The sequence below is a fragment of the Pseudomonas sp. W2Jun17 genome (assembly GCF_023127795.1).
Lineage (GTDB): Bacteria > Pseudomonadota > Gammaproteobacteria > Pseudomonadales > Pseudomonadaceae > Aquipseudomonas > Aquipseudomonas synxantha_A.
Map to the genome: position 1 here is coordinate 649745 of NZ_SPKO01000007.1, position 14130 is coordinate 663874.

The following is a 14130-nucleotide window of genomic DNA, read 5'->3' on the forward strand; positions in this document are numbered from 1 at the left end:
TGTGTTCACAGCGCCGCCTGTATTACTTGATCAGCCCGACCCGCGAGAAGTTCGGCAGGTGGCTGAGCTTGGGTTCCGGCCAACTCATCCAGACCGCGAAGGCTTTGCCGACGATGTTCTCGTCGGGCACCATGCCCAGCAGGTCCTTGGGAATATTGGGGTCATCCCAGTAACGGCTGTCATTGGAGTTGTCGCGGTTGTCGCCCATCATGAAGTAGTGCCCGGCGGGTACTTTCCACTGGCCATCAGGCATTGCGCGGTAGCGGCTCATTTCCTTGCGGATCTCGTGCTCTACCGCACCGAGTTTTTCCTGGTACAGCTCGGCGCTGCCCAGGGTGTTCGGCTCGGCGCCCAGCAGCTTCTCGGCCACCGATTCACCGTTGATGAACAGGCGCTTGTCGCTGGTGTAGCGCACCACGTCGCCCGGCAGGCCGACTACACGCTTGATGTAGTTGACGTTAGGGTCGCTCGGGTAGCGGAATACCATCACATCGCCGCGCTGCGGGTCACCGACCTCGATGACTTTCTTGTCGATCACCGGCAAGCGGATCCCGTAGGAAAACTTGTTCACCAGGATAAAGTCGCCCACGTCCAGGGTCGGCTTCATCGACCCAGAAGGGATCTGGAACGGCTCCACCAGGAACGAACGCAGCACCAGCACGATGAACAACACCGGGAAGAACGACTTGCCGTATTCAACCAGCAAGGGCTCTTTGTTCAGCTTCTCGATCACCACCGCATCGGGCTGGCTGACGCTGCCCTGATAGGAAGCAATGGCCGACCGCCGACGCGGGGCGAAGAACACCAGATCGAGCAACGCCAGGAGGCCGCAAACGGCGACGGCGATAACCAGCAACAGCGGGAAATTTAGTGACATAGGACCTAACTATCCAACCTGAGCACCGCAAGGAAGGCTTCTTGTGGAACTTCCACGTTACCTACTTGCTTCATGCGTTTTTTACCGGCCTTTTGCTTCTCAAGCAGCTTGCGCTTACGGCTTACGTCACCGCCGTAGCATTTGGCCAGTACGTTCTTTCTGAGAGCCTTGACGGAAGTCCGTGCAATGATCTGCCCGCCAATGGCGGCCTGGATCGCAACGTCGAACATCTGGCGCGGAATCAGTTCTTTCATCTTCTCGGTCAGTTGGCGACCTTTGTAGTGCGCGTTGTCCTTGTGCACGATCAGTGCCAGGGCATCTACCTTGTCGCCGTTGATCAGCACATCCAGTTTCACCAGATTAGCCGATTGGTAACGATCGAAATGGTAATCCAGCGAAGCATAGCCGCGACTGGTGGATTTGAGACGGTCGAAGAAGTCCAGGACCACTTCGTTCATCGGCATATCGTAGGTCACTTGCACCTGGGTACCGAGGAACAGCATGTCGCGCTGTACGCCACGCTTCTCGATACACAGGGTGATGACGTTGCCCAGGTGCTCCTGCGGGACCAGGATATTGGCCCGCACGATTGGCTCACGCATGTCTTCGATGGCCGACAGATCCGGAAGCTTGGACGGGTTGTCGACGTAAATCGTTTCACCGGTTTTGAGCAACAGCTCGAAAATAACGGTCGGCGCCGTGGTGATCAGGTCCAGGTCGTACTCGCGCTCAAGACGCTCCTGGATGATTTCCATGTGCAGCATGCCCAGAAACCCGCAGCGGAAGCCGAAGCCCAGGGCGTCGGAGCTTTCCGGGGTGTACTGCAACGACGAGTCGTTGAGGGTCAGCTTTTGCAGCGCTTCGCGAAAATCCTCGAAGTCGTCGGAGCTGACCGGGAACAGGCCGGCGTAGACCTGTGGCTGGATACGCTTGAAGCCGGGCAGTACGTCGACGTCGGGCGTGGAGCTCAGGGTCAGGGTGTCACCCACCGGTGCACCGTGGATGTCCTTGATACCGGCGATGATGAAGCCTACTTCACCGGCTTTCAGATCAGTGGTGGCGGTGTGCTTGGGGTTGAATACACCGACGCTGTCCACCAGGTGGATCTTGCCGGTGGACTTGACCAGGATCTTGTCGCCCTTCTTCACACGGCCATGGCGCACGCGGACCAGGGAGACAACGCCCAGGTAGTTGTCGAACCAGGAGTCGATGATCAACGCTTGCAGCGGATCTTCGTAGTTGCCGGTCGGCGCGGGAATGGTGTGCACCAGACGCTCGAGTACTTCGTCGACACCCAGGCCGGTCTTGGCGCTGCAGGTGACGGCGTCGGTGGCGTCGATGCCGATGATCTTCTCGATCTCTTCCTTGACACGCTCAGGCTCGGCCTGGGGCAGGTCGATCTTGTTGAGCACGGGCATGACTTCCAGGCCCTGCTCGATCGCGGTGTAGCAGTTGGCAACCGACTGCGCCTCGACGCCCTGGCCGGCGTCGACTACCAGCAAGGCACCTTCACAGGCCGCAAGCGAACGGCTGACTTCATAGGTGAAGTCGACGTGGCCCGGGGTGTCAATGAAGTTCAGCTGGTAGGTGATGCCGTCTTTGGCCTTGTAATACAGAGTAACGCTGTGGGCCTTGATGGTGATCCCGCGTTCGCGTTCGAGGTCCATGGAGTCCAGTACCTGGGCTTCCATTTCACGCTCGGCAAGGCCGCCGCACATCTGGATGAATCGATCGGCCAGCGTCGACTTGCCATGGTCAATGTGGGCGATGATGGAGAAATTGCGGATATGACTCAAATCACTCACGGATCAACACTCAAAAAGGCTGCAGGCAGATTGCCCGCTGAAAAATAGCCGGGAATTGTACCTGATGCTCAGGCCAGACGTCATCTTTGCTGACCAGAACAAAAATGCCCCACTCACGAGAGCGGGGCATTTTTTGTGCATAAGCGCAGCTTCAACCGGCCCGACGCAGCAGCCAGAACCCGGCCACGGCGCAGATGGCCGTCGGCACCAGCACCGCAAACAGCGGCGAGAAACCGAACACCAGGCTCGACGGCCCGAGCAGATCCTGGGCGATGCGGAAGGTAAAGCCCACCAGCACGCCGGTAAATACCCGCTGGCCCAGGGTTACGGAGCGCAACGGCCCGAAGATGAAGGAGATCGCCATCAACACCAACGCGGCGGTTACCACCGGCTGCAGGACTTTCACCCAGAACGCCAGCCAGTAGCGGCCGTTGTTCAGGCCCTGGTCCTTGAGGTAATGGATGTAGCTCCACAACCCCGAGATCGGCAGCGCTTCGGGGACCATCACCACGGTGTTGAGCAGTTCCGGCTTCAGGGCGATATCCCACTGCTCGGTCGGTGCATTGACCACTTCGGTGCTGGCCTTGGTGCCCTGGCCCACATTGCGGAAGTAGGTGGTGGTGACGTCGCTCAGTTGCCATTGCTCGGCATTGTATTGCGCGCGCTTGGCGAAGCTGGAGGACAGCATGTGCCGCTCTTTATCGAAGGTATAGCGCGTGACACCGATCAACAGGCCGCCTGGCTGCACGGCGTTGATGTGGATGAACTCATCACCCTGGCGGTGCCACAGGCCGTGCTTGGCGCTTTGCGCATCGCCCGAGCCCTGGGCCAGGGCGCGATTGGCCTGGGCGGTGGCTTCGGCCGGGGGCGCGACGTATTCACCGATCAGCACGCTGCACGCCATCAGCAGCAGCATCGGCTTCATCACCGCCCAGACGATACGACCAATGGAAACGCCGGCGGCGCGCATGATGGTCAGCTCGCTGTTGCTGGCCAGGGTGCCCAGGCCGATCAGGCAACCGATCAGCGCCGCCATCGGCATCATGTCGTAGAGGCGGCGCGGCGCAGTCAGTGCCACGTAGCTCAGTACATCCGTGACCGTGTAGGTGTCGGTGACGTTGCCCACTTCATCAATGAAGGCGAACAGCAAGGCCAGGCCAAGAATGATGCCCAGTACCGCCAGGATGGCGATCAGTACGCTGCTGCCAATGTAGCGATCAAGCTTAGCCACGGGCCAACTCCTTCAGGCCACGACGGCTCTTCATTTTCAAACGGATAGGTTCCCAATAGAGCAGCCCCAGGCCGATCAACAGGAAAACCCCGTGCACCCACCACAGGCCAAGGGCTGGCGGCAACTTGCCTTTCTCGAGGGAGCCACGGGCGGAAATCAGGATGGTCAGGTAGGCCATGTACAGCAGGATCGCCGGCAGCAGCTTGAGGAAACGCCCCTGGCGCGGGTTGACGCGCGACAGCGGCACGGCCATCAAGGTTACGATAAACACCAGCAGCGGCAAGGACAAACGCCATTGCAGCTCGGCAATGGAGCGCAGTTCCTGGCTGCCGAACAGCGATGCAGTCGGCAGTGCGTCGCGGTCGGTGACCTCGCCGCTGATCTCAGGCTTGGGCAGCATGACGCCATAAGTGTCGTACTTGATCGCCCGGTAGTCCGCCAGACCAGGGCTGCCGTCGTAGCGGTAGCCATTTTCCAGGATCAGGTAGCGGTTGCCGTCGGGGCGTATTTCCTGGCGCCCGCTATCGGCCACCAGAATAGTAATGCCACGGTCTTTCTGGTTCTGGCCGAGGTTTTTCTGGGAAATGAACACGCCACCGAGGTTGGAGCGGTCATCGGTCATGGTTTCGGTATAGGTGACCCGCGAACCGTCACTGAGCGCCTGGAAGCGCCCGGGCTCGAGGGTATCGAACTCGGTCATCGCATCCTGCTTGTTCAACAGCAGCTGGAACTGCATGGCGCCCTGGGGCGCCAGGCTCATGCTCAACCAGGCCACCACCAGGGCAACGCCGGCGGCCGGCACCATGGTCATGGCCAGCAAACGTTGCTGGCTCATGCCGGTGGCCGACAGCACGGTCATTTCACTCTCAAGGTACAAGCGGCCATAGGCCAGCAATATGCCGAGAAACAGGCCAAGGGGCAGGATCAGTTGCAGCATCCCGGGCATCCGGTAGCCCATGATCAAGAACAACGACCCCGGATCCAGGGCGCCTGCGGCGGCTTGAGCCAGGAACTTGACGAAACGACCACTCATGATGATGACCAGCAACACCGCACTCACGGCACTCAGGGTCAACAGGACTTCGCGGGACAGATAACGGAAGACGATCAAACCAGACACTCCAGGGTTGTCAGGCTAAGGCGGCCAAACAAGCAAGCATACCGAGACGACCCGTTTATCACGGATCGGCTAAAAAGATGGCGCATTATCCTGTGATTGACCGCGCCTGTCACGGAGCTTACTCATGCGCACGCACAAAGCGTGCGCCAAGGGTTGTCAGGCTCCGCCGGCGAGGTTCAAACTGCGGCCTTTGTCCGCTGGCGGTTTACCAAGCTGCCGAGCTTCAAGCCTGAGTACAAACTCCAGGCTCACAGACCTTGATAAGGGACCCGAACATGGAATTGGTTGTAAAAAGCGTTAGCCCCGAAACGTTGAAAACCGCCACCCTCGTGGTCGCTGTCGGCGAAGGCCGCACACTCGGCGTCGCCGCCAAGCAACTGGACGAACTGAGCGGCGGCGCGATCAGCGCGATCCTCAAGCGCGGAGACCTGGCCGGCAAAGTCGGCCAGAGCCTGCTGCTGCAGAGCCTGCCCAACCTCAAGGCCGAGCGCGTATTGCTGGTAGGCGTGGGCAAGGACGCCGAACTGGGCGACCGTCCATTGCGCAAGATCATCAGCGGCATCCTTACCACCCTCAAGGGCCTGGGCGGCAGCGATGCGGCACTGGCCCTCGACGAAATCGTGATCAAGGGCCGTGACAGCTACGGCAAGACCCGCCTGCTGGCCGAGTCGCTGCTGGACGGCGGCTATATTTTCGACCAGTTCAAGAGCCAGAAGGCCGAACCCCGCGCCCTGAAGAAAATCACCCTGCTGACCATCAAGGCTGCCCAGGCTGAAGTTCAGCGCGCCGTGACCCACGCCCAGGCCATCGCCAACGGCATGTCGTTCACCCGCGACCTGGGCAACCTGCCGCCGAACATCTGCCACCCGACATTCCTGGGCGAACAGGCCAAAGCATTGGGCAAAGAGTTCAAGGGCTTGAAGGTTGAAGTGCTGGATGAAAAGAAGATCAAGGACCTGGGCATGGGCTCGTTCTATGCCGTAGGCCAGGGCAGCGACCAGCCGCCACGCCTGATCGTGATGCAATACAACGGCGGCAAGAAATCCGAGAAGCCCTACGCCCTGGTGGGTAAAGGCATCACCTTCGACACCGGCGGCATCAGCCTCAAGCCGGGCGCGGGCATGGATGAGATGAAATACGACATGGGCGGCGCGGCCAGCGTGTTCGGTACCCTGCGTGCCGTGCTGGAACTCAAGCTGCCGATCAACCTGGTGTGCATCCTGGCCTGTGCCGAGAACATGCCGAGCGGCGGCGCGGCCCGCCCGGGCGATATCGTCACGACCATGAGCGGCCAGACCGTGGAAATCCTCAACACCGACGCCGAAGGCCGCCTGGTGCTGTGCGACGCCCTGACCTACGCCGAGCGCTTCAAGCCCCAGGCCGTGATCGACATCGCCACCCTGACCGGCGCGTGCATCGTTGCCTTGGGCTCCCACACTTCGGGACTGCTGGGCAACAACGACGAACTGATCGAGCAACTGCTCAGCGCCGGCAAGGCTGCCGACGACCGCGCCTGGCAACTGCCGCTGTTCGATGAGTACCAGGAACAACTGGACAGTCCGTTCGCCGACATCGCCAACATCGGTGGCCCGAAAGCCGGCACTATTACGGCGGCCTGCTTCCTGTCGCGCTTTGCCAAGAACTTCAACTGGGCCCACCTGGACATCGCCGGCACCGCCTGGACCAGCGGCGGCAAGGACAAGGGCGCAACCGGCCGTCCGGTGCCACTGTTGACCCAATACCTGCTGGATCGCGCCAAGGCCTGAAACTGAAGATGCCGGGGCGACCATCCCGCCGCCCCGGTCTCAGGAACCGCAATGACCCAAGTCGACTTCTATATATTGCCCAGCGCCGATCCCCTCGCGCGCCTGGACTTTGCCTGCAAGCTCACCGAAAAAGCCTGGCGCATGGGCCACCGCATCTACCTGCATTGCAGCGATGCCGCCCAACGCGATGAGCTGGATGCCCGCCTGTGGCGCTTCAAGGGCGAAAGCTTCGTGCCCCACGGCCCCGCCGAATCCGAACCTGAAAGCCTGGTAGTCCTGGGTGTGGGCGACAGTTGCGGCGATCACCATGACCTGCTGGTCAACCTGGACCTGAAAGTACCGGCCTTTGCCAAGGCTTTTGCCCGCGTGGCGGAAGTGGTGGTGGAAGACCCGGCTATTCGTCAGGCCGCGCGGGAGAGTTTCCGTTTCTATCGCGAACAGGGCTATTCTCTGCAGGATCACCGGCTACAACGACTTTAGAGCACACGATGGACACTCCCAACCCGCTGAAAAAAGACGACCACCTGCTGGACGACCTGGAGTCGATCCGTCAGTTGCTGGGTGATGACAACCTGCAACCGCCGCTGCTGACCGAAACGGCCGATGGCGAGGTACAGATCCCGCTGCTGTTCGACATGGTCAGCGGCAAGCCTGCCGCGCCGGAACCTGTGGTTGCAGAACCCGCTCCCGCCGCAGAAAAAGCCCCCGATGCCCTGCTCCTGCACCTGGACAATGAACTGCGCGCCGCCGCGCAATTGATCATGCAGGATGTGATTGACGACTTTGCGCCGCATATTGAAGCCGAGATCAAGCGTCGGATGGATGCGCGGATGGAGCGGTTGCTCAGCCAGTACCAGTCCTAAACGACACTGATATTTCCTGTGGGAGGGGGCTTGCTCCCGATAGCGTTGTATCAGCCGATGATTCGGTGGCTGACACTCAGCAATCGGGAGCAAGCCCCCTCCCACATTAGTTTTGCATCAGCCTTAAGTCCGTCTTCAACTCGCCCTCCTCGTCCTCCCCCGTTATACTTGCCGGCTTTCCTGAATAAATGCCAACTAGGGTCCCGCCGCGCATGGATAAGACCTACCAGCCCCACGCTATCGAAACTTCCTGGTACAACACCTGGGAGTCCGAGAACTATTTCGCCCCACAAGGTGCGGGCGACTCGTACACCATCATGATCCCGCCACCGAACGTCACTGGCAGCCTGCACATGGGCCATGGCTTCAACAATGCGATCATGGATGCGTTGATCCGTTTCCGCCGTATGCAGGGTCGCGACACCCTGTGGCAGCCGGGCACCGACCACGCTGGTATCGCCACGCAGATGCTGGTGGAACGCCAACTGGAAGCCACCGGCCAGAACCGTCACGACCTGGGCCGCGAGAAATTCCTGGAGAAAGTCTGGGAATGGAAAGATCAGTCCGGCGGCAATATCAGCCGTCAGATCCGTCGCCTGGGCTCCTCCGTGGATTGGAGCCGCGAGCGCTTCACCATGGACGACGGCCTGTCGGAAGCCGTGAAGGAAGCCTTCGTGCGCCTGCACGAAGACGGCCTGATCTACCGCGGCAAGCGCCTGGTCAACTGGGACACCAAGTTGCACACGGCCATTTCCGACCTCGAAGTGGAAAACCACGACGAGAAAGGCTTCCTGTGGAACCTCAAGTACCCGCTGGCCGACGGCGCCAAGACCGCTGAAGGCAACGACTACCTGATCGTCGCCACCACTCGTCCGGAAACTATGCTCGGCGATGCCGCCGTCGCCGTTAACCCGAACGACGAGCGCTACCAGGCGCTGATCGGCAAGTTCGTCGAACTGCCACTGGTTGGCCGCCGCATCCCGATCATTGCGGACGACTATTGCGATCCTGAATTCGGCACCGGCTGCGTGAAAATCACCCCGGCCCACGATTTCAACGACTATGAAGTCGGCAAACGTCACAACCTGCCGCTGCTGAACATCTTCGACAAGAATGCCGCCGTATTGCCGGCCTGCCAGGTATTCAACCTGGACGGCTCGTTGAACGACAGCATCGACGGCAAGATTCCGGCCGAATATGCCGGCCTGGACCGTTTTGAAGCGCGCAAGCAGATCGTTGCCGCCTTCGACGCCGCCGGCTTGCTGGTCAGCGTCGACGACCACGGCCTGAAAGTGCCGAAGGGCGATCGCTCCGGCACCGTGATCGAACCGTGGCTGACCGACCAATGGTACGTGTCCACCAAGCCGCTGGCCGAGCCTGCCATCGCCGCCGTGGAAGATGGCCGCATCCAGTTCGTGCCTAAACAGTACGAAAACATGTACTTCTCGTGGATGCGCGACATCCAGGATTGGTGCATCAGCCGTCAGCTGTGGTGGGGCCATCGTATTCCGGCCTGGTATGACGAGTCGGGCAAAGTCTATGTAGGCCGCGACGAAGCCGAAGTGCGTGCCAAGCACAACCTCGGCGCCGACATCGCGCTGCAACAGGACAACGACGTACTGGACACCTGGTTCAGCTCGGGCCTGTGGACGTTCTCCACCCTGGGTTGGCCGCAGCAGACCGAATTCCTGAAGAAATTCCACTCCACCGACGTGCTGGTCACCGGCTTCGATATCATTTTCTTCTGGGTTGCCCGGATGATCATGCTCACCATGCATTTGGTGAAAAACGAAGACGGCACCCCGCAGGTACCGTTCAAGACCGTGTACGTACACGGCCTGGTACGCGACGGCCAGGGCCAGAAGATGTCCAAGTCCAAGGGCAACGTCCTGGACCCGCTGGACATCATCGATGGCATCGACCTGGAAACCCTGGTGCAGAAACGCACCTCGGGCCTGATGCAGCCAAAACTGGCGAAAAAGATCGAGAAGCAGACTCGCGACGAATTCGCCGACGGCATCGCCAGCTACGGCACCGACGCCCTGCGCTTCACCTTCTGCTCGCTGGCCTCCACCGGTCGCGACATCAAGTTCGACATGGGCCGCGTCGAAGGCTATCGCAACTTCTGCAACAAGATCTGGAACGCCGCGCGCTACGTGCTGGATAAAGGCGAAGACTGCGGCCAGAACGGCGAAGCCTATGAGTTGAGCCTGGCTGATCGCTGGATCATCTCGCAGTTGCAGCGCACCGAAGCCGAAGTGACCCGCCAGCTCGACCAGTTCCGTTTCGACCTGGCTGCACAGGCGCTGTACGAGTTCATCTGGAACCAATACTGCGACTGGTACCTGGAACTGTCCAAGCCGGTGCTGTGGGACGAAAACGCCCCGGTCGAACGCCAGCGCGGTACTCGCCGCACCCTGGTGCGCGTACTGGAAGTTGCGCTGCGCCTGGCGCATCCGTTCATGCCGTTCATCACCGAAGAGATCTGGCAGCGCCTGGCGCCGCTGGCCGGTATCGAAGGCAAGACCATCATGCTGCAACCTTGGCCAGTGGCCAATGAAGCGCGCATCGATGAGGCCGCCGAAAGCGATATCGAATGGCTCAAGACCCTGATGCTCGGCACGCGCAACATCCGCGCCGAGATGAACATCGGGCCGGGCAAGCCATTGGCCGTGTTCGTCAAGAACGCCAGTGCCGAAGATCAGCGCCGTCTCAGCGAGAACGACGCGTTGCTCAAGAAGCTGGCCAAGCTGGAGTCGATCACCGTATTGGCTGCCGATGCCGAAGCGCCGCTGTCCGCCACTGCATTGGTGGGTGATATGGAAGTGCTGGTACCGATGGCCGGCCTGATCGACAAGGGCGCCGAACTGGCCCGTCTCGACAAGGAAATCGCACGCCTGCAAGGCGAAGTGCAACGCGTGGGCGGTAAGCTGTCCAACGCGGCATTCGTCGACAAGGCGCCGGCGGAGGTGATCGAGAAAGAACGCGCCAAGCTGGCCGAAGCTGAACAGGCTTTGGGCAAACTGGCCGAGCAACATGCGCGGATTTCCAGCCTGTAAGGCTTGAGTCGCGTAAAGAAAGAGACCTTCGGGTCTCTTTTTTTGCCTCTGTGGGAGGGGGCTTGCTCCCGATAGCGGTGTATCAGTCTCAATATTTTTGACTGTCACACCGCTATCGGGAGCAAGCCCCCTCCCACATTTGACCGGGTTGAGCTCAGGATGTGTGACAATGGCCGCCACTTTGAGCCAACACCAGAATCATCATGACCGCCCCCACTACGCCTAAACCTTCGCGCAAGAAGCCTAAATCCGCTACCCCGGCCAAGCCCGTGGTACCGCGCAAAGAGGCCACTCTGCACCCGCGCAACCGCCACACGGGCCGTTACGACTTCCCGGCGCTGATCAAGACCACGCCGGAACTGGCGAAATTCGTGATCATCAACCCCTATGGCAAGGAAAGCATCGACTTCGCCAGCCCGGACGCGGTGCGGGTGTTCAACCGGGCGTTGCTCAAGTCGTTCTATGGCATTCAGCATTGGGACATCCCGGCCGATTACCTGTGCCCGCCGGTACCGGGACGTGCCGACTATGTGCACTTCCTCGCCGACCTGCTGGCCAGCGTCAACGACGGCAAGATCCCGCGTGGCTCGATCGTCAAGGTGCTGGATATCGGCATGGGCGCCAACTGCGTCTACCCGCTGATTGGCTACATGGAGTACCGCTGGAACTTCCTGGGCTCGGAGGTCGACCCTATCGCCGTGAGCGCCGCCAAGGCCATCGTGCAGTCCAACGACCTGAGCAAGGTTATCCAGCTGCGCCAGCAGCCCAACCCCAAGCAGATCCTGCTGGGTTTGCTGGAACCCGGTGAGCGCTTTGACCTGACCATGTGCAACCCGCCGTTCCATGCATCCATGGATGAAGCCACCAAGGGCAGCGAGCGCAAGTGGCGCGCCCTGGGCAAGGCGGATCCGAAACGCAAGTTGCCGGTACTCAACTTTGGCGGCCAATCGGCTGAACTGTGGTGTGAAGGCGGCGAAGCACGCTTTGTGACGCAGTTGATCGCCGAGAGCGCGCATTTTGCCCACAAGGTGTTGTGGTTCAGCACCCTGGTGTCAAAAGCGTCCAACTTGCCTGCGATCGAAACCGCGCTGAAAAAAGCCGGCGTGCTGGAAAGCCAGGTGGTAGAGATGTCTCAGGGGCAGAAGCAAAGCCGGTTTGTGGCCTGGACGTTCCAGACCAAGAATGAGCAGCAGATCTGGCGCCAGCGCTGGGTGCGCGACTAACCTTTCATCACAATAAAACCGCAGGCAACAAAAAACCGTGCCCGGATCACTCCGGAGCACGGTTTTTTTTACTGCGTCTTACTTGTTAACAGCGTCGGTCAGGCCTTTAGCCACAACCAGCTTGATAACTTTCTTGGCAGCGATTTCGATGGCAGCGCCAGTCGAAGGGTTACGGCCAGTACGGGCAGGACGCTCGGTTACTTTCAGCTTGCCAATGCCTGGCAGAGTGATTTCGCCGCCATTTTCCAGCTGATCAGCAACGATCTGGCCCAGTTGGTCCAGAGCAGCGCGCGCGGTGGTTTTTGGCGCGTCGATAGCTTCAGCGATATCAGCGATCAGTTGGTCTTTAGTCAAAGCCATTGTGGTGTTCCTTCCCTATCAAATTCATATGGATTGCAGAGTGCAGTGTCAGCCGTCGAGCCCGACCGTCATGGCCTGGCATCCCCGGCTATAACCACGGAGATCGGGGTTATAGATGCTTGAAACGGGGATTGGTTCGACCTGACAAATGCTGAATGCACGCTTAACGCCGAGACTTGGCGTAAGACGGGGCAAAACTAGCACAGAGACGGGGAAATATCCGCCTCAACATACCCATTTGGTCAGCTTTATCGCTCTAAACCGTGAAAAAAAGGCATATGGGCAGTCGGAGGGCATCCAAAATGCCCTTCGGGGCACGTCACGGCCAATGGGTGCGGTACACTGGGCGACTTTTCGGGGAGGCCGCCCCCTCCCCCTTCAACCAGCCGAGAAGCCTATGCCGATCCGTCATTGCATCGTCCACCTGATCGACAAAAAACCCGACGGCACCCCCGCAGTGCTCCATGCCCGCGACTCCGAACTGTCCGAGTCGGCCGCCATCGAGAACATGCTTGCCGACCTCAACGAGAGCTACAACGCCAAACAAGGCAAGGCCTGGGGTTTCTTCCATGCCGAGTCCGGCGCGCATCCGTTCAGCGGCTGGTTGAAGGAATACTTTGACGGTGGCCAGGACTTCACCACCTTCAGCCGCACTGCGGTGGAACACCTGCAGAAGCTGATGGAGGAGTCCAACCTCTCCACCGGCGGCCATGTGCTGTTTGCCCATTACCAACAAGGCATGACCGACTACCTGGCCATCGCCCTGCTGCACCACAGCGAAGGCGTGGCGGTCACCGACGAGCTGGACGTGACGCCCTCGCGCCACCTGGACCTGGGCCAGTTGCACCTGGCGGCGCGCATCAACGTCTCCGAGTGGCAGAACAACAAGCAGTCCAAGCAATACATCTCCTTTATCAAGGGCAAGAACGGCAAGAAAGTCTCGGAGTACTTCCGCGACTTTATCGGTTGCCAGGAAGGCGTCGACGGCCCGGGCGAAACCCGCACCCTGCTCAAGGCGTTCAGTGACTTCGTTGAAAGCGAAGACCTGCCTGACGAATCCGCCCGCGAAAAGACCAAGACTCTGGTGGACTACGCCAGCAGCCAGGCCAAGCTCGGCGAACCCATGGGCCTGGAAGAACTCTCCGGCCTGATCGATGAAGATCGGCCAAAAGCGTTCTACGACCATATCCGCAACAAGGATTACGGCCTGTCGCCGGAGATTCCGGCCGACAAACGCACCCTCAACCAGTTCCGCCGCTTCACCGGGCGCGCCGAGGGCTTGTCCATCAGCTTTGAAGCGCACCTGCTGGGCGACAAGATCGAATACGACGAAGCCGCCGGCACCTTGATCATCAAGGGCCTGCCGACCCAACTGACCGATCAGCTCAAGCGCCGTAATTGATGCTGGGCGGGGTTTTAAAGAAAGTCCTGCTGGTGTTGCTGGTGGTAGTCGCGATCCAGAACTGGGGCAAGATCGAGCGGGTGTTCAACCCGTCCCAGGTGGTGCCGGAGCAGGTACGCGCCTCGGCGCGTGTGGTGCTCTATGCCACCGAGTGGTGTGGGTACTGCAAGCAGATCCGGCGTTTTCTGGACCAGAAGGGTATCCCGTACCAGGCCGTCGATATCGAGAAGGATGCCCAGGCGCGCAAGGCGTATGAAGCACTGGGCGGGGGTGGGATTCCGTTTGTGGATGTGAACGGGACTTTGATTCGCGACTACAACCCGGATGCGATCATGGCGGCGCTGAAGTAACCTGATTCCTGAAACACCGTGGATCAAATGTGGGAGGGGGCTTGCTCCCGATAGCAGTGTGCCAATCAATGAAA

The 14130-nt window shown here is 60.1% G+C and carries 12 protein-coding genes; 7 read left to right on the plus strand and 5 right to left on the minus strand.

The annotated features are described in order from the left end of the window. Window positions 1-22: 22 nt before the first annotated feature. The 4 genes from lepB to lptF all read right to left on the minus strand — a co-directional run bounded on the left by lepB (window position 23) and on the right by lptF (window position 5024). Entirely contained in the window at window positions 23-877 is an 855-nt protein-coding gene (lepB, locus tag E4O98_RS06275) for a signal peptidase I (protein ID WP_032877618.1), read from the minus strand. Window positions 878-882: 5 nt separating this feature from the next. Continuing rightward, a complete protein-coding gene (gene lepA, locus E4O98_RS06280; RefSeq protein ID WP_032877619.1) occupies window positions 883-2682 on the minus strand; it encodes a translation elongation factor 4 in 1800 nt (599 codons plus the stop codon). 151 nt (window positions 2683-2833) lie between these two features. Continuing rightward, entirely contained in the window at window positions 2834-3913 is a 1080-nt protein-coding gene (gene lptG, locus E4O98_RS06285) for an LPS export ABC transporter permease LptG (RefSeq protein WP_032877620.1), read from the minus strand. Beyond that, window positions 3906-5024, minus strand: coding sequence for an LPS export ABC transporter permease LptF (lptF, locus tag E4O98_RS06290; RefSeq protein WP_032877621.1), 1119 nt, complete (start codon window positions 5022-5024; stop codon window positions 3906-3908). The genes lptG and lptF overlap by 8 nt, the downstream gene beginning before the upstream one ends. Window positions 5025-5308: 284 nt before the next feature. Here lptF and E4O98_RS06295 point away from each other — a divergent pair, with 284 nt between their 5' ends. From E4O98_RS06295 to rlmF, 5 genes are all read left to right on the plus strand, one after another. After that, the gene (locus E4O98_RS06295) at window positions 5309-6799 is read left to right on the plus strand and encodes a leucyl aminopeptidase (protein WP_032877622.1); all 1491 of its coding nucleotides are present in this window, start codon (window positions 5309-5311) and stop codon (window positions 6797-6799) included. Between the two features lie 51 nt (window positions 6800-6850). After that, entirely contained in the window at window positions 6851-7279 is a 429-nt protein-coding gene (locus E4O98_RS06300; RefSeq protein ID WP_005785137.1) for a DNA polymerase III subunit chi, read from the plus strand. An 8-nt stretch (window positions 7280-7287) separates the two neighbouring features. Then, window positions 7288-7662, plus strand: a complete 375-nt coding sequence (locus E4O98_RS06305) for a hypothetical protein (protein WP_005785135.1) — start codon at window positions 7288-7290, stop codon at window positions 7660-7662. A gap of 212 nt (window positions 7663-7874) precedes the next feature. Continuing rightward, window positions 7875-10721 (plus strand): valine--tRNA ligase, encoded by a 2847-nt coding sequence (locus E4O98_RS06310; protein WP_005785134.1) that lies wholly within the window; start codon window positions 7875-7877, stop codon window positions 10719-10721. A gap of 203 nt (window positions 10722-10924) precedes the next feature. Continuing rightward, window positions 10925-11944: a 23S rRNA (adenine(1618)-N(6))-methyltransferase RlmF gene (rlmF, locus tag E4O98_RS06315; RefSeq protein WP_005785132.1), complete on the plus strand. Its 1020-nt coding sequence runs from the start codon at window positions 10925-10927 to the stop codon at window positions 11942-11944. A 78-nt stretch (window positions 11945-12022) separates the two neighbouring features. Here rlmF and E4O98_RS06320 read toward each other — a convergent pair whose 3' ends face one another. Further along, window positions 12023-12304, minus strand: a complete 282-nt coding sequence (locus E4O98_RS06320) for an HU family DNA-binding protein (RefSeq protein ID WP_005785131.1) — start codon at window positions 12302-12304, stop codon at window positions 12023-12025. A 397-nt stretch (window positions 12305-12701) separates the two neighbouring features. On the opposite strand from E4O98_RS06320, the gene yejK reads away from it, so the two are divergent. Further along, window positions 12702-13706 (plus strand): nucleoid-associated protein YejK, encoded by a 1005-nt coding sequence (gene yejK, locus E4O98_RS06325; protein ID WP_003171997.1) that lies wholly within the window; start codon window positions 12702-12704, stop codon window positions 13704-13706. Continuing rightward, window positions 13706-14056 (plus strand): glutaredoxin family protein, encoded by a 351-nt coding sequence (locus E4O98_RS06330; RefSeq protein ID WP_032877625.1) that lies wholly within the window; start codon window positions 13706-13708, stop codon window positions 14054-14056. The genes yejK and E4O98_RS06330 overlap by 1 nt, the downstream gene beginning before the upstream one ends. Window positions 14057-14130 lie beyond the last annotated feature (74 nt).

Coding starts and splice junctions, on each gene's coding strand:
- lepB (WP_032877618.1), bottom strand. CDS start 877: ATGTCACTAAATTTCCCGCTGTTGCTGGTTATCGCCGTCGCCGTTTGC.
- E4O98_RS06295 (WP_032877622.1), top strand. CDS start 5,309: ATGGAATTGGTTGTAAAAAGCGTTAGCCCCGAAACGTTGAAAACCGCC.
- E4O98_RS06300 (WP_005785137.1), top strand. CDS start 6,851: ATGACCCAAGTCGACTTCTATATATTGCCCAGCGCCGATCCCCTCGCG.
- E4O98_RS06305 (WP_005785135.1), top strand. CDS start 7,288: ATGGACACTCCCAACCCGCTGAAAAAAGACGACCACCTGCTGGACGAC.
- E4O98_RS06310 (WP_005785134.1), top strand. CDS start 7,875: ATGGATAAGACCTACCAGCCCCACGCTATCGAAACTTCCTGGTACAAC.
- rlmF (WP_005785132.1), top strand. CDS start 10,925: ATGACCGCCCCCACTACGCCTAAACCTTCGCGCAAGAAGCCTAAATCC.
- E4O98_RS06320 (WP_005785131.1), bottom strand. CDS start 12,304: ATGGCTTTGACTAAAGACCAACTGATCGCTGATATCGCTGAAGCTATC.
- yejK (WP_003171997.1), top strand. CDS start 12,702: ATGCCGATCCGTCATTGCATCGTCCACCTGATCGACAAAAAACCCGAC.
- E4O98_RS06330 (WP_032877625.1), top strand. CDS start 13,706: ATGCTGGGCGGGGTTTTAAAGAAAGTCCTGCTGGTGTTGCTGGTGGTA.